Below are 23,341 nucleotides of genomic sequence, written 5' to 3' on the forward strand. Positions count from 1 at the left end.
ACTATGAAATTACCTATTGAATTAAAATCGAATGAATTTGTTGTATTAGTAGCGGTGGACATTGATCCTAAATACAAGGTGTCTAACGCTGATGAGTTTTATAATACATTACCAAAGAGCTTTAAGCCAATTTTTAAGAAAGTAGTAGGGTCGAATATGAATATATATTGCGTATGTAATAATCAAGACGATTTTATGTTTTGTCTAAGACAAACAGGGTATAAGACGACTTTATTGTAAAAAATAGTAATTTTGCTCCTGATAAAATTAAGATAGTAGAATGAGTAAAAAGGTAGCAAAGACTAATGCTTTACGTATATTAGATAGTAAGAAGACAAGTTATGAGATGTATGAGTATGATATTTCTGACGAACTAATAGATGGTAAATCTGTCTGTGAAAAGTTAGGAATATCTGAACTAGAGTCGTTAAAGACTTTGGTGGCTCATGGTAAGGGGAATGCGATATATGTTTTTGTGGTTTCTATTAATAGTGAGTTAGATTTAAAAAAGGCAGCTAATATCTGTGGAGAAAAAAAGATAGAAATGTTAGCTGTAAAGGATTTGTTAGGAATAACAGGATATATTAGAGGAGGATGTTCTCCTATAGGGATGAAGAAGTTATATCCTACATTTATAGATATAGAAGTAAAAGATTTAGAGACTATCTATGTAAGTGGTGGACGTAAAGGACTGAGCATTGGTATTAGTCCTGGGGATTTAGCGAATATTGTGAATGGTAAGTTCGGTGATATTGTTAAAAAAGAGTAATCCTAAAATGAAATGTGTGTATAAATTGCGTGATTAGTACAAAACAAATGATTTAATATGCATGTATTTATTAATGTTTTGTTATAATTATGACAATAGGTGTCAAAAGGAAATGCAGTTTAATTATTGTTGTTGTATCTTTGCAAGGACAAATAAGATGAAAGTTTAAAGAATGTAGTCATTCAGAGTTAAATTAATACTAAAAGAGAGTGAATAATTCTTTTTAGAAGATAGTAGGATTTATCTTTGCATACTGTAAAATTGAAAATATGATATTGGCGTTAACTGTTTCGTTGTTTCCTTCTTGTGGGGTAGATCAATCTAAAGAAAAAAGCTTTAAAGAAGCTAGTAATAAACAAATTGACCTATTGAGCAAGAATGATTTAGATGGTACTTTTTTTAAAGCAGTAGCTCAAGATTTACCACAGGTTGTATCAATTGGGAAAAAAGGAATTGTTTATTCAAGTACAAAACCTAATCAGAAGATAATTTTTCCATTTGTAGAACCATTAGTGGATGGAGAATCTAGAATATATAAGTCTTATACGAAGCATGAGGAGATAGAGATCGTGATTTATGAAGATGAGACTGCGAAGGACTTTGCAGATGGTAGATTTGATCACTCTGTTGCAGTGCGTTTAATTAAGAAACACGATGGTGTGGAAGATGATGTAATTGATTTTGCTTGTTTTGGACACTATTTATATACAGATAAATTATCTGGTAACTGGATTTTTCAGTCTTATGAAGATAAGAGAGTAGAAGAATTAGGTATTAATCAGATTCCTATGATTTGTATTGATATTAATACACGTAGTTTCTCTGGAAGTGGAGGGAATCACATGATTTATGGAGATGTTAGATGTGAAGGGGATTCCATCTTCTTTAAAGTAGTACTTTCTCCAGAATATGTGACTGAGATGTATCAGAAAGAGAAGGAGCTACTAGCAGTATTAGATAGTTGTGATCGCTTTGAGCTTAAAGATGATTACTTGTATCTGTATGAAGAAGGAAAGCAAAAGCTTATGTTCTTAAGAGATACATACAATATGTAGAATAATTGTATTGAAATAAATAATAAAAAATGGAAGGTTAACTAGTTAACCTTCCATTTTTTTTAGTTCTTCTATAGACATCTTATCAGGTCTTTCTTCAATAGTCTTATAAGCATCTACGATTTTCTTTACTAATCTGTGTCGTACGATATCTTTATCATCTAAATATAGCATTCCTATTCCATCTACGTCTCTTAGGATATAAAGAGCTTCTTTTAATCCAGAAGATACTTTACGAGGTAAGTCTATCTGACCAGGGTCTCCTGTGATGATGAATTTAGCATTTTTACCCATACGTGTCAGAAACATCTTCATTTGAGAATGGGTCGTATTCTGAGCTTCATCTAGGATAACAAAGGCATTATCTAATGTACGTCCACGCATAAAAGCTAATGGCGCTATCTGTATAACCCCTTTAAGGATATAGTCATCTAATGTCTGTGGAGGGAGCATATCTCTAAGTGCATCATATAATGGTTGCATATAAGGATCTAGCTTCTCCTTCATATCTCCAGGAAGGAAGCCAAGGTTCTCTCCAGCTTCAACAGCAGGTCTAGTAAGTATGATTCTCTTTACCTCCTTGTTCTTTAAAGCTCTTACAGCTAGTGCTACCCCTGTATAAGTTTTACCAGTACCAGCAGGTCCTATTGCAAAAACCATATCGTTCTTTTCAACGAACTTGACTAGTTTTTGTTGATTAGGGGTGATTGCTTTGATAAGTTTTCCAGATACTCCATGTACGAGAATGTCGTCTGTAGGAAGAGAAGGAGGTGCACTATCAAGGACTAATCTTTCGATAATGTTTTCATCGATGCGATTATATCTGATAAAATATTTGACTAGTCGGTCAAAACTCTTCTCAAATTCATCTAAAATTTCTGGATCTCCATAAATCTTTAGGACTGATCCTCTTGTCACAATTTTAACTTTTGGATATAATTTTTTAAGTATATCTAAATGAGTGTCTTGTGGGCCCCAAAAATCTTTAGGGCTAAAATCTGTTAATTCTATTATCCTTTCGTTCAATACCTGTAGAGTTAATTAAAAAAAATAATCTAATTTTGTATATTCAAATCTACTATAAAAAAATCATTTTTCTTAAAAATATATTGAAAAATAATAATGCAGAGAATAATTACACTAACAACAGATTTTGGATATCGGGACCACTATGTAGGAGCTTTGAAAGGGAAGATCTATTCGAATATCATTGGCTGTAATTTAGTTGATATCTCACACGAAATAAGTAAATATAATACCGAAGACGCTGGATTCGTTATCGGGGCAGCATATAGCCAATTTCCGAAAGGTACTATTCACATTATAGCAGTTGATGCTTCTGTGACCGACTATACAAAGGCAATTTGTGTAGAATTTGATGGGCATTATTTTATTACAGCAGATAATGGAATAGTTAGTATTATTTTAGGAGATGAGGATTTCGATAAAGCAATAGAGATTAATCATGATGGTATGATGAAATCAAATGATATATTTGTCTATTGTGCATATCAACTAAATGAAGGTCGTCAATTAGAAGAAATAGGAGTGATGTTAGAATCTATCTATAGTCCTAGTAGACTGGCTACAAATGTCGTTTTAAATAGAAATAAAATAACAGGTAAGGTGATCTATGAGGATTCTTATGGTAACCTTGTGACTAATATCCATAGAAGTGACTACGAAGTAGTCTCAGAGGGGAGAGAATTCGCTATCAGAGTTAAGAATTATAGAATCAATCGAATAAATGACTATTTTGCAGACTTCAAGCTTAATGATAGAGCTACCTTAAAAGAAAGGGCAGGCGAACTAGTTGCTATATTTAATGATATAGATTTGTTGACTATTGCATTGTTCTATTCTAAACCTGACACACCAGGAGGAACTCCGCGAAAATTAATGAATCTTCAGTTAAATGATACTATTGTCATTGAATTTGATTCTGAAACACAATATTAAAATAAAAAGTATGTTTATAAGAATTGTAAAGCTAACCTTGCTTGAAAATAAGGTACATGATTTTTTAGAGCATTTTGATACGATTAAGGATAAGGTAAGACATTATCCTGGTTGTCAATTCTTAGAAGTATATCGTGATAAGGATCAATCTAATATTTTCTTTACTTATAGTTATTGGGAAGATGAAAGTAATCTAGAAGCATATAAAAAATCAGAACTTTTCGGGGAGATATGGCCTTACACAAAGACTTTATTCAAAGAGAAAGCAGAGGCGTGGAGTGTGGATAAAGTCGTTACTCTTAAATAGATGTTTTTATGAAGGCAATTAGTCTTAGAGAAATTAGAGCTTTCTTTAGCTCATTGACAGGTTATCTTGTTATCGTCCTATTTTTAGTGATAAATGGAGCTCTGCTATGGTTTATAGATGGAGAATATAATGTGTTGCAAAGTGGTTTTGCTGATTTATCTCCATTCTTTTATTTAGCGCCTTGGGTGTTGATATTTTTGATTCCCGCTGTTAGTATGAAGAGCTTTTCAGAAGAGATTAAAAATGGAACGATAGAGTTGCTGTTGACTAAGCCTTTATCTGTTTGGCAGATTGTACTAGGAAAATATCTAGGAGTATTCACATTGATATTTATGGCTATTGTGCCTACTGTAGTTTACGTTTTTGTGCTGAATAATATTGTATTAGAAGGACAGGTAATTGATTATAGCAGTATAATAGGTTCATTTATAGGATTGTTATTTTTAGTGAGCTGTTATGTTTCGATGGGGGTATTAGCTTCTTCATTGACAGAGAGCCAGATCGTAGCCTTTATAGTAGGTGTTGTTTTGTGCCTGTTTTTTTCATTGGGAATCGATATGTTAGCAGGGCTATTTGGAGAGTGGTTTGAAAAAATAGGGATTCTATATCACTTTAGAAGTATTTCGAAAGGAGTGTTAGACACTAGAGATTTGATTTATTTCGGATCTATGACTGTTTTATGTCTAGGGGTAACTGTCTTTAAAATTAAAACACTGCGCAAATAATGAAAAAGTTTCAAAAAAGAGATGTAAAACTACTGGTTCGATTATTAGTTGTTTTGGTTATTATTAACGTTATCAGTGCTCTAACTTATACACGTATTGACTTTACGCAAGATCAGAGATATACTTTGTCTAAAAGCACAGTTGGGATAGTAGATAATGTTCAGGATCTGTTAATCGTAGATGTGTTTTTAAAAGGGAGCTTCCCATTAGAGTTTAGAAGGTTACAGAACGAGACAAAGCAATTACTAGAGGAAATACAATCTAGAAATGAAAATATTAAGTTTAGATTTATAGACCCAAATGAAGAAGGAGCTAATAAGGCAGAAACTTTAGAACAATTATACGAGTATGGATTAAAACCTGTAACCATTACAGTAACGGATAAAGGGGCTCAAAGTCAACAGCTAGTTTTTCCTTGGGCATTAGTAAGTCAAGGAGAGAAGGTTGCTAGAGTACAATTACTGAAGAATATGATGGGGGCGAATACAGAAGAAAAAGTGATTTCGTCTGTACAGCATTTAGAATATGCATTAGCTGAGGCTATCAGTAAAGTAACAATAGAGAAAAGTAAAAAAATAGCTATTCTTAAAGGAAATGGAGAGTTAGATGATGCTTATATAGCAGATTTTCTGATGACTTTACGTGAGACTTATCACTTAGCACCATTTACATTAGAAAGTGTGTCTAATGAGCCTCAAAAAACCTTAGATCAGTTAAAAGAATTTGACTTAGCGATTATTGCAAAACCAACAAAAGCTTTTTCTGAAGAGCAGGTAGGAGTGTTGGATCAGTTTGTAATGAATGGAGGTAAAACGATGTGGTTGTTAGATCAAGTTCAAGCAGATTTTGATAGCTTGCGCTCGAATGGGACTATGTTAGCGTATAATAAAGACCAAAGCTTAGGAGAATTGCTTTTTAGATATGGTATACGCATCAATCCTGTGCTTGTAAAGGATGAAATCAGTACAAAAATAAAATTAGCATCAGGTAGACAAGGGAGTGAAACTGTGTATACAGACTTCTTGTGGAAGTTTGCACCATTTGTTTATCCAGATATAGACCATCCTATTGTAAAGAATATAGAAGGAGTGAAGTATGATTTTGCTTCTCCTATCGACACTCTAAAAAATGGAGTTAAAAAGACTATTTTAGCTAAATCCTCAAAGTACTCTAGTTTAGTAGGAGTTCCAGGTGAAATTAGTTTTAATGTTTTAAAGGAAGAAGTTACTCCTGAGTTTTATGAAGGTAAAGGAAGTTATATTTTAGGCGTTCTATTAGAGGGGGAATTTCCTTCTGTTTTTAAGAATAGAGTATTGCCTTTTACAATAGATAAACCACTTTCAGAAAGTAAACAAACACAAATGATTGTAATTTCTGATGGAGATATTATTAGAAATCAGCTAGACGATAAAGGAATGCCTTTAGAGTTAGGTTATGATAAATGGACTAATATGCTTTATGGAAATAAGGAGTTATTAGTAAATTCTGTAAATTATCTTTTAGACGATACGGGACTTATTAATTTGAGAACCAAAGAGGTTAAGATTCCGATGCTAGATAAAGTTAGTGTAGAACGTGAATATACTTCTATCCAAATGAAAGTATTAGTGATACCTATAGCGCTAGTTGTAGTTTTCGGAACTATATTTATTCTTATAAGAAAACGCAAATTCAATAAAAAGTAACGCAATAATCCTTTTATTATTGGTAATAATCGGATATATTTGTAACTGTAAAAGTATTTTTACATATAAAACAATTATAGTATGAAGTTTATAGTATCGAGTTCCTACTTGTTAAAGCAATTACAAGTTCTAGGTAGTGTAATAAACAGTAGTAATACCTTACATATCTTAGATAACTTCTTATTTGAGTTAGATAATAATGTATTAAAGGTATCTGCTTCAGATTTAGAAACTACAATGTCTGCTACTTTAGAAATTGAATCTACAAGTCAAGGAAGTATAGCTGTTCCTGCAAAGTTATTGTTGGAGACATTAAAGACATTTCCTGAGCAGCCATTGACTTTTTCAGTTAAGGAAAACAATACAATTGAAATTAGTTCAGACGTAGGTAAATACGTTTTAGCATATGCGCAAGGAGATGAGTTTCCTAAAGCAGAATCATTAGAGGATCCTTCTAGAACAGAAGTTCCTGCAGGAGTTCTAGCAACAGCTATTAGCAAAACTATATTTGCTGCTGGAAATGATGACTTACGTCCTGTGATGTCAGGAGTATTCTTCCAATTCTCTCCTTCAGGATTAATCTTTGTGGCAACAGACGCACATAAGTTAGTAAAGTATTCTCGTACAGATATCGTTTCTTCGAACGAGGCTAGTTTTATTATGCCTAAAAAACCACTTAATATTCTTAAGAGTATTTTAATGGCTTTAGGAGCAGATGTTGTTATTGAGTTTAATGAATCTAATGCACAATTCTCTTTTGAGAACTATACTTTGACTTGTCGTTTGATTGATGGAAAATATCCAAATTATGAGGCAGTTATTCCTAAAGAGAATCCTAATAAGCTTTTAATCAATAGAACACAGTTTTTGAGTTCTGTAAGACGTGTTTCTATTTATGCTAATAAAACAACACATCAGATAAGATTAAAAGTTGCTGGTACAGAATTAAATATATCTGCTGAAGATATTGATTATTCTAATAAAGCAGATGAGCGTCTTACTTGTGATTATCAAGGAGATGATATGCAAATCGGATTTAACTCTAGATTCTTATTAGAGATGTTAAATAACTTACAGTCTGATGATATTTTATTAGAGATGTCATTACCTAATAGAGCTGGAATCTTAACACCTGTAGATGGGTTAGAAGATGGTGAAACAGTTACGATGTTAGTAATGCCTGTAATGCTTAATAGTTAAGAAATAAACTATATAATATATAAGCCTCTTTTCAATTAGAAGGGAGGTTTTTTTGTTTCTATTAGTCAAAGATATCTGATAAGTGTATTTGAATAAATATCAATACGATAAGTTTAAAATTGCTTGAAAATGCACTAGGTAATTCGTTTAGTGATATGCTGTACTATACCCCAAATAAAGTAAGTGAATGTCAGTAATGTAATAATAGAAGAAATTACAGTGATACCAAGTGCTATACCAAAGATGTGATCTAGATCTGTATGTATATATTGAATCAAGTAATCTATTGCTAGACTATTAAAGTAGATGGAGACAGATAGAGTGATTATCTGAATGATAAAAATTGACGGTTTCATAATAATAGATGTTTATCTAGAAGACCGCTAAGACTATACCAAGATCAAGTAAATGTTTCAATAGAAACATTATAATGTTGTATACTTTGAATAGTATATTAAATAATCTGAATATAGTAAAAAGTATTTGTTGTTTTTGTTGTTGTTTGTGAGTTTGGCTATTACTGCTAGATTACTACTTCCGTCATTGAGTTAGTATATAGATTAGTATCTAAAGTCATATTTAGCTCTGGAGTAGGTATTCCTAATAATCTCTTTAGGCTATTTAGGTTCTTCATGATATCTAATCCGTTGTTTTTACATTTGTTTTCTAGAGTAGAAATCTGTTGTGTTATAATGTCTTGAATTTCATACGTTTTATAGCTTAGAAGCTCTTGTTCGTTGATTTGGAATAGGATTTTTAGTTTGTTTAGATCCTGTAAATGGTCTTCTGTTAGGTATCCTATAGCATCTAGTATTTCTAGTTTAATATCTATGAATAAATTGATTAAAGCCTTTTTAATGCTTAAGATATTTTCTATTTGGTTATTCTCCAGCATGCCATAAAAACCAATTGGCGTAATGGTGTTTTGTGTCAAATAAGAAAGTATGTAATTGGTGGTGTTTTTACTTTCCTTTTTAGCATTTAGATTTGACAAGTGATTTTGTAAATCAGATTTGAATACTATCATATTTATGGTGTTTTTATTTGATTTATTATATATGCTAAGATAATTATTATTGTTAAAATAATGGTTTATTTTTATATATTTCGTTTGTTTTTAGAATTCAATAGTATAATGCGTTTAAATTGATTAATAATAGTTTGATATGCGTGTTTTTTGTGTTTTTTAAATAAAAGTTTAGTTTTATGTAATAATTATATATTGCAACTTTTAGTCAGTACGCTGTTTTAGTGTTTCTTAAGTATTAAAAAAATGTTTATTTATCTGTATTAGTATTGAAATAGCTAAATTGTATCTATAAATTATGATATTATGAAATCGATTTATTTCTTTAGTTTTGTTTTAAAATAAAGGTAGATGAAAGCTTTTTTAGTCATAGTAATTTTTTTATTGATAGTAGCTATTGTATGTTTAGTGTACTTAATTGTACAGAATAATAAAAAGCGTTTAGAATTAGAAAAGGAAAAATATCTCTTTGATTCTAAGATGCGTTATTTACAATTAGAAAACCTTGAGTCAAGATTAGATCCTCACTTGTTTAAGAATATTCTAAATTCTATTCAGTCTCATGCTTATCAGACCTACTATGCATTAGATAAGATGGCAGGTGTGTTAGATTATATTTTATATGATAGCCAGAGAAAAATGGTCTCTCTAAAAGAAGAACACGAATTTGCTTTGCGACTTATCGATATCAATAAGATTAAGCTTAATCCTCTTTTTAGGCTTGATATACGATCTAATATAGGTGAAGGGGAGGTGTTTTATACAGAAGAGTTAATCGCTCCTCTTATATGCGTAGAATTGATTGAAAATGCTTTTAAGCATGCAGACCTGGCAAGTACAGATGCTTTTATCTCTATTTTGTTTAAACTGAAAAATGGGCATTTCGATTTGTTAGTTTCTAATAAAAAATCCCGTATGAAGACCCTACATAAAGAAAAAGGAGGTTATGGCCTTACAGCTTTGAATAAGCGACTCGAACTGATATATGGGAATGCTTATAAATTAGAAAAGAACGAGGATGATCATATTTACTCTACGCACTTAAAAATTAATTTACATGATTTCAAAACTAAAATGCATACTACTAGATGATGAACTTTTAGGGTTAAAGTATTTAAAGATGCTATGTGAGCAAATAGAGGAAATAGAAATCGTAAAAGCATATAACGATCCAGCAGTCTTTTTAGAAGAAGCACCACATCAAGACTTTGATGTGGTCATATTAGATATCAATATGCCTGGATTAGATGGTCTAAGTGTAGCGCAACTGCTCCCTAATAAAGGCGTTATCTTTGTGACAGCTTATAAAGAATATGCTTTAGAGGCTTTTGAAATAGAAGCGATAGACTATATTGCCAAACCAATTAAAAAAGAAAGACTTCACAAAGCAGTACTAAAAGCAATGCGACAGTATAAACCAGTCGATGAAGCTACTTTTATTACTATTAATTCTAACAAAGGAAAAGCACTGCTATACTTCTCTGATATTCTTTATATCACAACTAATGAAATGGACAGTAGAGATAAAGATGTATATTTAGAAAACAACCAAGTAGTGATAGCTAAGAATATGTCTTTAGATAAGTTCGTTTCAGCTTTGCCTAGTTCTAAGTTTTGTCGTATCAATAAAGGGGAATTAATTGCTCTGAGAATAGTTCGTTTTTTTAGTCATGATGAGATAACGACTACACTTAAAGGAGTAGACGGGAAACCCCTAGAATTAACACTTGGGATGACTTATAAAACTGACTTCTTAGAAAAGATATAAAATTCATTACAGAAAAACATACTTTCATTACAACTTGGTGGTCTTTGGATTCATTCTTGCTATTTACAAATATTATTATAGAGATGTTTGTATCGTTAAAAAGTAAGTAGTATGTCAAAGTTTAAAAATTCTCTTTTATATTTCTTTATTATAGGAGGGTGTTCCGCCTTAATGTATTGGGTAGTTTCTAAAGGAGTTAAATTAGAATCGAATGTCGTTAAAGTAGTGTCTGATAAAAGTATTTTTGAAAACTTCTTAGATACTATACAAGATAACCTAAATTTCCCATTGGCTTTATTATTAGCTCAGATTGTTACTATTGTTTTAGTGGCTAGAGTATTCGGATGGATTTGTAAGAAGATAGGACAGCCTTCTGTAATTGGAGAAATCATTGCAGGTATTGCCTTAGGTCCTTCTTTTGTAGGAGCTTATTTTCCAGAATTCTCAGAAGCGTTATTTCCTGTACATTCATTAGGAAACTTAAGCTTCTTAAGTCAGATAGGATTAATCCTATTCATGTTTGTCATCGGAATGGAACTAGATTTAAAAGTGTTGAAGAATAAAGCACATGATGCTGTTCTGATTAGCCACGCTAGTATTATCATTCCCTTTGCTTTAGGGATGACACTTGCTTATTATATATTTACATCTTTTGCACCTGAGGGAGTCGAGTTCTTATCTTTTGGGCTATTCTTAGGGATTTCCATGAGTATTACAGCCTTTCCTGTATTGGCACGTATTGTTCAGGAGAGAGGTTTACAAAAGACACGTTTAGGAACCATTGTGATTACCTGTGCAGCGGCAGATGATATCACGGCTTGGTGTCTATTAGCAGCTGTAATTGCGATTGTACAAGCAGGAAGTTTTGCTAGTTCACTTTACATCATGGCTCTAGCTATTATTTATGTAATCGTGATGCTAAAATTAGTCAAGCCATTCTTGGCGCGTATTGCTAAGTATCAGCCAACGAGTAATATGTTCTCTAAAGGAACAGTAGCTATATTTTTATTGACATTAATTATTTCTTCTTATTGTACAGAGGTAATTGGTATCCATGCTTTATTTGGAGCTTTTATGACAGGAGCTGTAATGCCTGATAATATGAAGATCAGAAATATCTTTATTGAGAAGGTGGAAGATGTAGCAGTAGTTTTATTCTTACCTCTATTCTTTGTTTATACAGGGTTACGTACAGAAATAGGTCTTTTAAATGAACCTTATCTATGGAAGGTGACAGGAGTAATTATCTTAGTAGCAACGATAGGAAAGTTTGTCGGTAGTGCTTTAACGGCCAAGATAGTTGGTATATCTTGGAAAGATAGCTTAACGATAGGAGCACTGATGAACACTAGAGGGCTAATGGAACTGATTGTATTGAATATTGGTTTTGATCTAGGTGTATTGACAGGAGAAGTGTTTGCTATGATGGTGATTATGGCCTTAGCAACGACCTTTATGACAGGCCCAGTATTAGATTTAATTGCAAAAATATTCGGCCCATTAGGAGATGATGAAGTAAAAACAGTAACTCCGAATTTAGGAAAATATCAAGTATCTCTTTTCTTTGAAGACAAAACAAGCTTGGCTCCTCTGATGAGACTGGCTAGTAGCTTTGTAGGTAAAAATAATGCAGATACAGGGATTACAGCGATGCACTTAGTAGATAGTATTGAAGTAAATGCTTTTACCTCTACAGAGTATGAGAATGAAATATTTGAAGCAGTACAAGAAGAGGCAACAGCCTTAGATCAAGAGGTACAGACCTATTATAAGGTATCCAATGATATCGAAAGTGATGTGGTCAATGTAGTTAATGAGCAAATCAGTGATTTATTGTTAATTGAGGTAGGATATTCTATCTATAGAGGGTCTTTATTAGGGAATATTTTAGGCTTTACCACTCGTATTATCAATCCAGATGTGCTATTAAACAAGGTAACAGGAAAAGAAAAATTCTTTGAAAACTCGTGGTTTAATGCTAGAACTCAACAAATACTTAATAGATCTAAAGTACCTGTGGGAATTTTTATCAATAAAGACTTCGATAAGGTAGAACAAATCTTTTTACCTGTGTTCTCTAAACAAGATTTGAAGTTGTTAAGTTATGCACAGAAGTGGATTCGCAATAGTGAAGCACAGATTACGGTGTTAGACGCAACAGGGCAATTAGAAAGTTATCCCGAGTTTAAAGAACAGATTAGATTGATTGAACAATTTAAACCTAACCATATCCGCATTGTAAACGCAAAAGAAGTTAATAATGAGTTTGTCAAAGATTTTAATCTAATGTTGATTAGTTTAGAAAGCTGGAAAACATTAGTGGAAGAACGAAAAACATGGCTAAACAGTGCACCATCTATGTTGTTAATTCAACTGTAGTAATTGTTGTGTGTTTTATATTAATTTGTGGTACTGCTCTCTGTCCAGGGAGCAGTTTTTTGTTTAGAATATAGAGATTATCGGATAGCATTGTATTGTTGTTTGCTTTGAAATATGTGATTAACCTCAGAATTATTTAATATCTTCACATAGATATTCCAGGTTTAAGGTATGATAGACATAGAAACAAGTATTCATGATGCTTACTCGATAGAGGTAAAGGTTGGTTTTAAAACAAAAAAGATAGGTCAGACAGCTGAGTTTGATATTAATACCTGGTTTTTTATTCCTAATAGCCTAGACATTAATGCATCTACATATACTAAAGATCAGTTTTATTCAGATGTTAAGTCTAAAGTTAGATTTATTACCCCTATTTACCTTCTAAAAGAGATTGTTGATAACGGAGCAGTTCCATTGAATAATTTGCGTTCAGCCTTAAATGATGTGTTGCAATCAGAAGAAGATTCATCTGAGTTATTAATGGAGTATGAGTTTCAGTTGAAGATGTTTATGGCTATCTTTAGAAGTGCCATCCGAAATCATTTGACAGAGATTAAAAAATGCTATCAAACTGATGATTTAGAAGTAAGATGCCTTGAGTTTGCTTCTGCAGTAGAGAATATCTCTATTCAATTTAGAGGTTTGAGAGAATTGTTGGTAGGAGTAGAAGAAGGAAGTGAGACAAGAAACTATTATGATTTTGCAGATGAATATTTATCTTATGCTATAGTACATCAAGTTTTCGGTTTTTTAGAGCTATTAGAGGGAGAACAGTACAATTTGTCAGAGAAAGTGCGTCAACATCTAATCGGATTGATAACACGAGAAAAAGAGTATATGAAAATACACAACTATCTAGATATTAAGAAAGGGGATAGAGAGAATAACCAGAAGGTGGTGTATAGACATACGATGTTAGATAAGTATATAGAATCTGATTTAGCTCTAATTTCGAATAAACGAAAAGACGAAGATGGCGTGATTGCACAACAGATTTATTATAGTTTAGCAGCAGGTTTATCTATGATTTTTGCTACTATTATTGCTTTCTCTTTTCAACAGAAATATGGCAACTTTACGATGCCTTTATTTGTAGCATTAGTTATTAGTTATATGTTGAAAGATAGAATTAAGGAGCTAATGCGTTATTACTTTATTGGAAAGTTAGGAGGGAAGTATTTTGATAATAAAACGAATATTAGTGTAAAGGATCAGAAGATAGGATGGATAAAGGAATCTGTAGACTTTATAGCAGAAGAAAAAGTGCCTGAAGAAGTGCTTAATTTGCGTGATCGTTCAGCCTTATTAGAAATAGAGAATAAGATTCACAACGAGAAGATTATGTTGTACAGAAAGAAAGTACACTTAGATAATAAAAAAGTGATTAAAGAAAGTACATATGCTTTTGACGGAATTAACGACATCATTCATTTTAATCTAACTCGACTTACCCAAAGAATGAATAACCCTTATGTGACAGTGTATACTTTAGATCAAAATGATTTAATAGGGGAGCCAGAAAGAATATTAGCAGATAAGATCTATTATCTTAACTTCATAGCACAAATAAAGTATGAAAATATAGTAGATTATAAGCGATTTAGAATTGTGTGTAAACGAACAGGTATTGAAGCTATAGAAGAACTTTCTTTGAGTTAATTTTAGAACCCAAAGAAAGTCTTTATAAGATTAAGACTAGTGTACCTCCTACAATAAGACATCCACCAATAATAGTTTTTAGATCCATAGGCTCTTTTAAGAAGATAAAAGAGATAATCATCACAAATACAATACTCAGCTTATCTATCGGAGCTACTTTAGATACAGGACCCGACTCTAGAGCTTTGAAATAAAATATCCATGATAGTCCAGTTGCAATTCCTGAAGCGATTAAGAAGATAAGATTAGATTTGCTCAATTCTTTCATTCCTTTAAAATCGCTATTTGCAATCACTATTCCCCAAGCTAATACTAAGACTACACTGGTGCGTATAGCTGTCGCTAGATTGCCATTAATTCCTTTTACCCCTACTTTAGACAATATTGCAGTTAAAGCTGCAAATACAGCAGATAGTAAAGCATAGTATTTCCACATAATTCTTTATTATAAATAATCATCTAGAGGACACTGTATAGGTACAGGGATATCTCTTTTTATTTGTTCTTTAAATTTGCTCAAATCTACACTTTTAGAAGTAAAGATGTTTATAATTTCCATATTACTTCCATTAGGGCGAATACTAAGTTTAGAATCTATAGAACCATCACTATGCTCTATGGTTTCTATACACATATATTTGACCTCTGCTAGAGGTATTATATGAGCATAGCGATCATCAGAGAAGCCTATTTCATCATTATTATCATCTATCCAAATAAAGGGTTTATTTTGAGAGATTTCTTGTATAAAAGTTGGTACTCTATAGATGTGTGCTGTTTCTTTATAGGTTTGTATATCCAGTGTTATATCGCCTGATAGTGTTGTACAATTGACTATAGATAGTTTAAGGATATACTCTGGATAAATTACAGTATTTAAGTATTCTTTTAAATTAGTAATTAAGAAAAACACTTTGTTATTAGCGGCATCTAGCTCCACAGGATAAGCATTAGAGAAATAAAACTCTAGTTGCTCTGTTTTTACTTTTGTGCTAAATATTACAGTTTTATCTTCTTCTGTATCAATAGAAGCATTAGTTAGACTCTTGTTTTCTAATAAAGCATTTTTTAAGAAAGCATAAGGCTTATTAATAACCTGTTTGTATTCACAGTAAGAAAAGTAGTTACTTACTGGAATATTTTTTCGATGACAATCATAGAAGCTAAAATCATTTAAAACAAGATTACCTATTCTTACAGGAACCTTGAATATATATTTAATTAAATCATCTTCATTAGAAGGTTGCGTGACTAAAACTTCGTCTAAAGCAATTACATCTTCATAAGGAGTTTCCCATGACACAAAGGTTTTTGCTTGATTCTGTAATTCATATCCTTGTAGTATTGTATCAGCATATTTACCTTGTTCTAGTACTTTACAGTTACTAGGGTTCTTTCTTGCCCATACAAACATATTTCTGTCACAGCTAAAAGTTTCCTCAAATATTGTTAGTAGAACAGGGTTAAAACCTAGTTTTTCTGCAAGATGTAGAAAAGTAGGAAGAAAGTTTACTGATGATGTAGGGATATGACTATTGTGCTTTCCTGCTATAAACAGCAAAGGTTTATTGTTGATGCAAGTAAAATATAATACCTGTATGTCATCGATATTCTGGTTACAATTGTAATAAGATATTTTGTTTTTGCTTATTAAGTGATTATCAAGTATAAAAACAGCGTTATCACAATTTTGTAAAGTCAAAAAATCTAATGACGTATTGTCTATTTCTTTGTTGTTTTTTCTTTTTAGAAAAAGTTTTAAATAGTTAATCATAGATTTGGAGAGAGAGTTTGACGTTATTTTACAAAGACGAGTTGCTTAGAGTCCAACTTGTCTTCCCCACTATATCTGTAGCATACAAGTATTCCATCCCCCTTAGCAACGCTAAAATCAACACAACATACATTGTCTTTTATGATACTAGGTCTAGTGCCTACTTTGTGCTTCATCCAGTAATGACCAAAGAACACTGGTTTCTCTATAATTTGATAAAAGTTTTCACTTTCAAATTCGAATGGAGTATTAGGAAGCTCTTGTATAGGATGTACACTGATAGAGTTATAAGTCATTTCTTTAGGGTCTTCCCACCATTTAGTTCTAAACTCAGTGCGCAGTATACGATCTTTATCAATGAAAGTTATGCCTGAAGGCATCTTAGCTTCTTTTCCTTTTAATGTAGTTTCTACAGCATTATATAATTCTGTTCCTTCTGTATTCGCTTCTTCTAACAGATCATTCGTAATACAGTCGTTGACTAATCTGTTTCTTAAATAATTGATATGTTGATCATCCCAACATGCGTGAACAGCTCTAAACGAATCATTCTCATAAAATAAAGGCAGAGATTTAAACCACTCTATATACATTTTGTACATATTAGGCACTTGCATAAACGCAGCCATGGTCACAGCATGTTGATTAAAGTTTTTAGGTGTATGCTCTCTAAGGTATTCTCCGTTAGTAGAAAGTGTGTTATAGCAGATTGCGTTATACTCATGATTTCCCATCAACGCAATAGCTTCTCCATTGTCCACCATCTTTTTTACGATATCTAATACTTCTATAATATTAATTCCTCTGTCTATATAATCTCCTACGAATAGTACTTTTCGTTCAGGATGTTGGTAATAACCTTTCTTGTTAGAATAACCTAAAGCAGATAATAAATGCTTTAAATCATTACTATGTCCATGAATATCTCCTATTATATCAAAGTCTACAAAATTTTTGTCAATTGCTTTCATTATACAAGTTGTTGGTGTTATTAAATGTACGATAATTTGCGAATAAATTATCAAAAAAATAAAATTAAAATGAGAATATAGGATATATACAATAAAATTAGTTTATGATAAAAGTATTATATGAAATAAAAATGAAAAGAGCATGATGATGAGAATAGAGTAATGTTTTAGGAGTTAGTTTTGATATTTAGCAAAATACTGAATGAATGAATTGTAGCAGTTTACTGGAGTTTTTTTGGGAAATATTAACTGTTATTAGGATATAGCGATACCTTGTTGATTAAAAACATAGTATTGTTCATTTGTAGGTAATAGGAGTCTATTAAAAAAGTCTATGTTTTCTAAAAAAATAAGAGTCAAATTGCCAATATAATAATTTTTAAAGAAGTCCTATTTTGCTGTTTATAAGTTGGATATGTTATAATGTTAGCGGATTTTTAATAAATTTTTAATAGCTAATCTAGTTTGTTTTCAGTAACTTAACCTTTATAAACTAACAATTATGACAAAGTATAGAATTGCATCATTAAAAGAGTTACAAGACAAGGGTAACAATATCGAAAGATTGCCGTTTTCGATACGAATTTTATTGGAGAATGTTTTGCGTAACCACGATGGTTATGTAGTGACTGACGAACATTTAGACACTCTAGTTAACTGGGATCCAAAGGGTACCGATAAAGATATCCCCTTTAAACCAGCACGTGTTTTAATGCAAGATTTCACAGGAGTGCCAGCTGTTGTAGATATTGCGTCTTTGAGGGATGAGTTCATCAGACAGGGAAAGGACGGAAATAAGATTAACCCAGCAATTCCTGTAGATTTGGTTATTGACCACTCTGTTCAGGTAGATTATTACGGAACAGACTACTCTTATAAGGGAAATGTAGAAAAAGAGTATGAGCGTAATTCTGAACGCTATGAGTTGTTAAAATGGGCTCAGCAGGAGCTAAATAACTTCACAGTAGTTCCTCCAGGAATGGGTATTTGTCACCAGGTAAATTTAGAGTACTTAGCTAAAGGTGTTATCGAAAGAGATGGTTGGGCTTTCCCAGATACTCTAGTAGGTACAGATTCACATACACCGATGGTAAACGGGATTGGAGTTATTGCTTGGGGAGTAGGAGGTATTGAAGCTGAAGCAGCTATGCTTGGACAACCAATTTACTTTACCTGTCCAGAGGTCATCGGATTAAAATTAACGGGTAAAATACCACAAGGTGCTACCGCTACTGATATGGTATTATCTATTACGAAGATATTGCGTCAAGTAGGAGTAGTAGGTAAATTCGTAGAAGTATTTGGCGATGGCTTAGATAATCTATCTGTGACTGATAGAGCGACTATATCTAATATGTCACCAGAGTTTGGATGTACAGTTACTTATTTCCCTATTGATAACCGTACTTTAGATTATATGCGTGCTACGAATAGAAGCGAAGAGCAGATCAAGCTGGTAGAAGACTATTGTAAAAACAATATGCTATGGAGAACAGGGAAAGAGAGCATTGAGTATACTACTGTGATTGAGTTAGATCTAAATACATTAGAACCTACAGTATCTGGACCTAAACGTCCACAAGACAAAATATTAGTAAAAGATTTAGCGACATCATTCTCTACTTTATTAGAGCAAGAGTATAATCGTACTTATACAGAGACTAAAGAGCGTAGAGAGCACGCTTGGCTATCAGAAGGTGGTTCTGGTACTGAGTTTGCTTACGAAGAGAATAAAGTCACTAATCCTACTACAGAAGTTGTTAAAGATAGTCTGCGTACAGTTCGTATTAAACAGAAGAACAAAGAGTATGTAATAGGAGACGGAAGTATCGTTATCGCTGCTATTACGAGTTGTACGAATACGTCTAATCCAGAAGTGATGATTGGAGCAGGACTAGTAGCTCGTAAAGCTATCGAGAAAGGTCTGAGAACGAAGTCATGGGTTAAAACAAGTTTAGCACCAGGGTCTAAGGTTGTGACTCAGTATTTACAGCGTTCAGGTTTATTAGAAGACCTAGAGGCACTTCGCTTCCATACAGTAGGATACGGATGTACTTCATGTATTGGTAACAGTGGACCTCTTCCATTACCTGTAGCAGAGGCAGTGACTAAAGGCGATTTAGTTGTAGCATCTGTATTATCAGGGAATAGAAACTTCGAGGCTAGGGTACACCCACAAGTAAAAATGAACTTCCTAATGTCTCCGATGTTAGTTGTTGCTTATGCACTTGTAGGTAGAGTAGATATTGATTTAATTAATGATCCTTTAGACTATGATCCTAATGGACAGCCAGTGTATCTAAAAGATATATGGCCTACGCATGAAGAGATTAGAGCAGTAATTAATGAATCATTGAAACAAGAAGATTTTGAACAAGTATACAGTGTGATTTTTGAAGGTGAGCAAGATTGGAAGAACTTACAAGCGCCAACAGGTCAGAAGTTTGAGTGGGATCAACCCTCTACTTATATCAGACAAGCGCCATTCTTCGAGAACTTACCAGCTCAACCTAAGCCAATTGTAGATGTACACAATGCTAGGGTATTGTTGTATTTAGGAGATTCAGTGACTACAGACCATATTTCGCCTGCAGGAGCTTTTAATGAGAGTTCTGCAGCAGGTAAATATTTACTGTCACAAGGAGTAGAGCCAAAAGATTTTAACTCATATGGATCTAGACGTGGTAACCATGAAGTGATGATGAGAGGTACCTTTGCCAATGTGCGTATTAAGAATAAAGTAGCACAACGCGAAGGAGGATATAGTACTTATTTACCTACGAATGAATCTCTTTCTGTATTTGATACAGCGATGAAGTATCAAGAAGACAAGACTCCTTTAATAATCTTAGCTGGTAAAGAATACGGAAGTGGATCTTCTCGTGACTGGGCAGCAAAAGGAACTTATCTATTAGGAGTAAAAGCTGTTATTGCAGAAAGCTTTGAGCGTATTCATAGAAGTAACTTAATTGGTATGGGAATAGCTCCATTACAATTCTTAGAAGGCCAAACAGCTGAATCTTTAGGTTTAACTGGAAAAGAGACATTCACTATCACAGGAATCGAACAAGATTTAGTACCACACAAAATACTAGAGGTAAAGGCTGTAAAAGAGAATGGAGAAACTCTTTCTTTCCAGGCCAAAGCTCGTTTTGATTCTTTAATTGAAATAGAGTATTATAAAAATGATGGTATTCTACAATATGTATTGAGAGACTATCTTAAATAGGTTTTTTGTTTTTTGTGAAAGTGTGAAATCGTTTTAGATGATTATATCAATACATAGTGTATCATATCATCTAAGTACATTATGCCCGCAGGGCAATGTCGTAAACTGATTACTGTAAACCGAAAACCAATTTAAATTCGTAATTAAAAAAGGGCTGTCTTATTTAAAAGACAGCCCTTTTTCTTTATTTTAATAGCTAAAATTATTTAGTCATATTTTTCATTTCTTTCTCGATCATATCGTAGAATTGATCAATCTTAGGAAGTAAAACGATTCTAGTTCTTCTGTTTCTAGCTTTGTTCTCAGGAGTATCGTTTTCTACTAATGGCACATACTCTCCACGTCCTGAAGCAACTAATTGAGAAGGGTTTAATTGGAAGTCATTTTGTAAAACTTGAACGATAGATACCGCACGTTTAACACTTAGATCCCAGTTGTCTCTCATCATTGCGTTTTTGATAGATACGTTATCTGTATGTCCTTCTACCATTACTTCAAAGTCTGGTTTGCTCTTAGCGATAGCAGCTACTTTAGCTAATACACGTTTAGCCTCAGAACTTACTTCATAACCAGCTGTTTTGAATAATAATTTGTCAGCGATAGAGATGTATACTACACCTTTTTCTACGTTAACTTGGATATCTGGATCATCGAAACCAACTTCTTTCTTCACACTTCTTACTAAAGCTAAAGTAACAGAGTCTTTCTTCGTGATTGCATCTTGAAGACGAGTGATCTTAAGATCTTTCTCTTTCATGCTCTCCAAAGTTTTCTCTAAGTTTTCAGCACCTTTAGAAGTTAACATAGTCATGTTACCCATATTGCTTAATAAGTCAGAGTTGTTCTTTTTCAAATGCTCGATCTCGTTAGAGAAAGCATTTCTCTCAGCTAAAGCAGAGTTTAGTTTTATAGTACATGTATTTAATAAATCTTGTACTTCTTTGTTTTTAGCTTCTAAGTCTGCAATTTTCTGTTTTGTACCACAAGAACCTAATGTCAAGGCTAAAACAGATAATCCTAAAACTACTTTTTTCATAATTAAAAAATGATTGAATTGTTTTGTCAAATATAGCAAATAGATGGCAATATAGAAAGAAAAGCCTAAACTATTTTAATTAGAATATTCTAATATAAGTCTTACGTTTTTGAATATAATATAATTTAACAATTGATTTAGTTCGATAATACTCTTTTACAGGAGATTTTGATACCTTTTTTTTGAAGATAGGAATACGTTTGTAAAATGCAAAGTGAGAACGAACAATTGCAAAACAATGTTTAGGTTGTAACATAAGCATATACCTTACCCCTGCGATGCCATCTAAGCACAATCTCAAAAAGATAGTAGAAAACTTGCCTTTAGAAGGTAGATTTTTATACAAAGTAAGTAGAGAGTTCCTAAAGTTAAGATAAGTCTTCTTTGGACTCTGATACTTTAAAGTTGCTCCACCAACGTGATACACAGTAGAATACCCCGTGTATTTAATCTTATGTCCTAGATGATGTGCTCGCCAGCATAAGTCTATTTCTTCTTGATGAGCAAAGTAGTCTTCATCGAGCCCACCTAGTTTTTGGTAAACTTCATTACGAATAAAAAAGCAAGCACCTGATGCCCAGAATATATCTATAATATCGTTGTATTGTCCTTTATCTTCTTCTATGGTATCGAAGATGCGCCCTCTACAGAATGGGAATCCGTACGAATCTATAAAGCCACCTGCAGCACCTGCATACTCAAAGTGCGTTTTTCGTTTATAGTCAAGAATTTTAGGCTGTACAATAGCCACTCGAGGTTGTTTATCAAATATTTCTTCTACCGAGTCTAACCAATTTTCGGTTACTTCGATATCTGAATTCAACAGTACTAAGTAAGGCTCTTTTATATCTTTTAACCCTTCATTATATCCTTGAGCAAAACCATAGTTTTGCTTATTCTGTATAATATGAACAGAAGGGAACTCTTGTTCTAGAACAGTTATAGACTGATCAGTAGAAGCATTATCGATAACGTATATATTAGCTTTGTCCGAATACTTCAGTACAGAAGGAAGAAACTGTCTTAACAGCTGTTCTCCATTCCAATTTAAAATAGCTACGGCAAACTTTTTATTCATTTTGTTTTGTTTTTCTTTTGTGTGAAATCGTTTTTTTGTGATGTCGTTTAGTATATGTTATCTGTTAGCGCGGATTTGATTAATCTGTGCCTCGCTGCGCAAAGTCTCCCGACTTTGAGCTATTATAGTTTTGTAAGACTGTAAACTGTCAACCGTTCACTGTTAACTAATTCTTCCTTCCTAATTCCTCTCGCTGCGCAAAGTCTCCCGACTTTGAGCCGTTATAGTTTTGCAACACTGTTCTATTAACTAATCCTTCATTCCTAATTCCTCATTATAATTCGGCAATTCTCTTAAGAACACATATTTACTATTCTCATAATCCATTTGACAGTAGTAATGATTTAGCCCATTGGTGACATACAGATAGGTTGATCTTAATTGAAAATTATAACGAGCAATCTGATCAAATGTTGTTTGAGTAATTTTTATCTCAGGCGCTTTACACTCTATGAGCATAAAGATTTCACCATTAGGTCTAAAAATTACCACATCATATCGTTTGGTCATTCCATTAATTCTCACTACTTTCTCTACACTGATGAGGGAAAGAGGATAACCTTTAGTATAGATCAAATCATGTACTACATGCTGTCTTACCCATTCCTCAGGAGTAAGCTGAATAAACTTTTTACGGATAACATCAAAAATAGATAGCTTATTTTCACTATTTTTGAAACGAAAATCAAACGGTGGGAAATTCAGTCTTTGCATAAA

General features: G+C 32.7%; 22 protein-coding genes. 13 read left to right on the forward strand and 9 right to left on the reverse strand.

The window, feature by feature from the left end; all coding sequences use genetic code 11:
• The first annotated feature begins 3 nt into the window (after positions 1 to 3).
• The 3 genes from BK054_RS13060 (at position 4) to BK054_RS13070 (ending at position 1,824) form a co-directional block, all read left to right on the forward strand.
• The gene (locus tag BK054_RS13060) at positions 4 to 240 is read left to right on the forward strand and encodes a hypothetical protein (RefSeq protein WP_006259033.1); all 237 of its coding nucleotides are present in this window, start codon (positions 4 to 6) and stop codon (positions 238 to 240) included.
• A 40-nt stretch (positions 241 to 280) separates the two neighbouring features.
• The gene (ybaK, locus tag BK054_RS13065; protein ID WP_006261069.1) at positions 281 to 769 is read left to right on the forward strand and encodes a Cys-tRNA(Pro) deacylase; all 489 of its coding nucleotides are present in this window, start codon (positions 281 to 283) and stop codon (positions 767 to 769) included.
• 269 nt (positions 770 to 1,038) lie between these two features.
• Complete coding sequence (locus BK054_RS13070) at positions 1,039 to 1,824, forward strand: hypothetical protein (protein ID WP_006259031.1); 786 nt, start codon at positions 1,039 to 1,041, stop codon at positions 1,822 to 1,824.
• A gap of 45 nt (positions 1,825 to 1,869) precedes the next feature.
• On the opposite strand, the gene BK054_RS13075 is transcribed toward BK054_RS13070, so the two are convergent.
• On the reverse strand, positions 1,870 to 2,850 hold the full coding sequence (locus BK054_RS13075) for a PhoH family protein (protein WP_006259030.1): 981 nt from the start codon (positions 2,848 to 2,850) through the stop codon (positions 1,870 to 1,872).
• Positions 2,851 to 2,946: 96 nt separating this feature from the next.
• On the opposite strand from BK054_RS13075, the gene BK054_RS13080 reads away from it, so the two are divergent.
• From BK054_RS13080 to dnaN, 5 genes are all read left to right on the forward strand, one after another.
• Positions 2,947 to 3,783 carry an S-adenosyl-l-methionine hydroxide adenosyltransferase family protein gene (locus tag BK054_RS13080; protein WP_006259029.1) on the forward strand — a complete coding sequence of 279 codons (837 nt, stop codon included), beginning with the start codon at positions 2,947 to 2,949 and terminating at the stop codon, positions 3,781 to 3,783.
• A gap of 10 nt (positions 3,784 to 3,793) precedes the next feature.
• On the forward strand, positions 3,794 to 4,090 hold the full coding sequence (locus BK054_RS13085) for a putative quinol monooxygenase (protein ID WP_006259028.1): 297 nt from the start codon (positions 3,794 to 3,796) through the stop codon (positions 4,088 to 4,090).
• Positions 4,091 to 4,098: 8 nt separating this feature from the next.
• On the forward strand, positions 4,099 to 4,815 hold the full coding sequence (locus tag BK054_RS13090; RefSeq protein WP_006261071.1) for an ABC transporter permease subunit: 717 nt from the start codon (positions 4,099 to 4,101) through the stop codon (positions 4,813 to 4,815).
• A complete protein-coding gene (gldG, locus tag BK054_RS13095; RefSeq protein WP_006265186.1) occupies positions 4,815 to 6,500 on the forward strand; it encodes a gliding motility-associated ABC transporter substrate-binding protein GldG in 1,686 nt (561 codons plus the stop codon). Before BK054_RS13090 ends, gldG begins: the two co-directional genes overlap by 1 nt.
• Before the next feature lie 81 nt (positions 6,501 to 6,581).
• Positions 6,582 to 7,700 carry a DNA polymerase III subunit beta gene (dnaN, locus tag BK054_RS13100; protein WP_006259025.1) on the forward strand — a complete coding sequence of 373 codons (1,119 nt, stop codon included), beginning with the start codon at positions 6,582 to 6,584 and terminating at the stop codon, positions 7,698 to 7,700.
• Positions 7,701 to 7,834: 134 nt separating this feature from the next.
• Here dnaN and BK054_RS18145 read toward each other — a convergent pair whose 3' ends face one another.
• Together BK054_RS18145 and BK054_RS13105 are read right to left on the reverse strand one after the other, a co-directional pair.
• Positions 7,835 to 8,056, reverse strand: a complete 222-nt coding sequence (locus tag BK054_RS18145; RefSeq protein WP_006259024.1) for a hypothetical protein — start codon at positions 8,054 to 8,056, stop codon at positions 7,835 to 7,837.
• Positions 8,057 to 8,223: 167 nt separating this feature from the next.
• Positions 8,224 to 8,727 carry a hypothetical protein gene (locus BK054_RS13105; protein WP_006261073.1) on the reverse strand — a complete coding sequence of 168 codons (504 nt, stop codon included), beginning with the start codon at positions 8,725 to 8,727 and terminating at the stop codon, positions 8,224 to 8,226.
• 351 nt (positions 8,728 to 9,078) lie between these two features.
• Between BK054_RS13105 and BK054_RS13110 the strand changes: the two genes are divergently transcribed.
• The 4 genes from BK054_RS13110 (at position 9,079) to BK054_RS13125 (ending at position 14,536) form a co-directional block, all read left to right on the forward strand.
• The gene (locus BK054_RS13110; RefSeq protein ID WP_006261074.1) at positions 9,079 to 9,819 is read left to right on the forward strand and encodes a sensor histidine kinase; all 741 of its coding nucleotides are present in this window, start codon (positions 9,079 to 9,081) and stop codon (positions 9,817 to 9,819) included.
• Entirely contained in the window at positions 9,785 to 10,495 is a 711-nt protein-coding gene (locus tag BK054_RS13115) for a LytR/AlgR family response regulator transcription factor (protein ID WP_006259020.1), read from the forward strand. Before BK054_RS13110 ends, BK054_RS13115 begins: the two co-directional genes overlap by 35 nt.
• 111 nt (positions 10,496 to 10,606) lie before the next feature.
• Positions 10,607 to 12,874, forward strand: a complete 2,268-nt coding sequence (locus tag BK054_RS13120; RefSeq protein WP_006265187.1) for a cation:proton antiporter — start codon at positions 10,607 to 10,609, stop codon at positions 12,872 to 12,874.
• A 171-nt stretch (positions 12,875 to 13,045) separates the two neighbouring features.
• Positions 13,046 to 14,536, forward strand: a complete 1,491-nt coding sequence (locus BK054_RS13125; RefSeq protein ID WP_058699565.1) for a hypothetical protein — start codon at positions 13,046 to 13,048, stop codon at positions 14,534 to 14,536.
• Positions 14,537 to 14,558: 22 nt separating this feature from the next.
• On the opposite strand, the gene BK054_RS13130 is transcribed toward BK054_RS13125, so the two are convergent.
• Genes BK054_RS13130 through BK054_RS13140 form a run of 3 tightly spaced genes read right to left on the reverse strand, consistent with a single transcriptional unit; the run spans position 14,559 to position 17,281 of the window.
• Positions 14,559 to 14,972: an EamA family transporter gene (locus BK054_RS13130; protein WP_006259017.1), complete on the reverse strand. Its 414-nt coding sequence runs from the start codon at positions 14,970 to 14,972 to the stop codon at positions 14,559 to 14,561.
• 9 nt (positions 14,973 to 14,981) lie between these two features.
• On the reverse strand, positions 14,982 to 16,310 hold the full coding sequence (locus BK054_RS13135) for a hypothetical protein (RefSeq protein ID WP_071307356.1): 1,329 nt from the start codon (positions 16,308 to 16,310) through the stop codon (positions 14,982 to 14,984).
• A 23-nt stretch (positions 16,311 to 16,333) separates the two neighbouring features.
• Entirely contained in the window at positions 16,334 to 17,281 is a 948-nt protein-coding gene (locus BK054_RS13140; RefSeq protein ID WP_058699567.1) for a metallophosphoesterase, read from the reverse strand.
• A 502-nt stretch (positions 17,282 to 17,783) separates the two neighbouring features.
• On the opposite strand from BK054_RS13140, the gene acnA reads away from it, so the two are divergent.
• Positions 17,784 to 20,510 carry an aconitate hydratase AcnA gene (gene acnA, locus BK054_RS13145; RefSeq protein WP_006265191.1) on the forward strand — a complete coding sequence of 909 codons (2,727 nt, stop codon included), beginning with the start codon at positions 17,784 to 17,786 and terminating at the stop codon, positions 20,508 to 20,510.
• 202 nt (positions 20,511 to 20,712) lie between these two features.
• On the opposite strand, the gene BK054_RS13150 is transcribed toward acnA, so the two are convergent.
• The 3 genes from BK054_RS13150 to BK054_RS13160 all read right to left on the reverse strand — a co-directional run bounded on the left by BK054_RS13150 (position 20,713) and on the right by BK054_RS13160 (position 23,338).
• The gene (locus BK054_RS13150) at positions 20,713 to 21,546 is read right to left on the reverse strand and encodes a flagellar motor protein MotB (protein WP_006259013.1); all 834 of its coding nucleotides are present in this window, start codon (positions 21,544 to 21,546) and stop codon (positions 20,713 to 20,715) included.
• Between the two features lie 79 nt (positions 21,547 to 21,625).
• Positions 21,626 to 22,624, reverse strand: a complete 999-nt coding sequence (locus tag BK054_RS13155; protein ID WP_006261081.1) for a glycosyltransferase family 2 protein — start codon at positions 22,622 to 22,624, stop codon at positions 21,626 to 21,628.
• A gap of 249 nt (positions 22,625 to 22,873) precedes the next feature.
• On the reverse strand, positions 22,874 to 23,338 hold the full coding sequence (locus BK054_RS13160) for a type I restriction enzyme HsdR N-terminal domain-containing protein (RefSeq protein WP_006263474.1): 465 nt from the start codon (positions 23,336 to 23,338) through the stop codon (positions 22,874 to 22,876).
• Positions 23,339 to 23,341: the final 3 nt, after the last annotated feature.

This window comes from Myroides sp. ZB35 (assembly GCF_001865835.1).
Lineage (GTDB): Bacteria > Bacteroidota > Bacteroidia > Flavobacteriales > Flavobacteriaceae > Flavobacterium > Flavobacterium odoratimimum.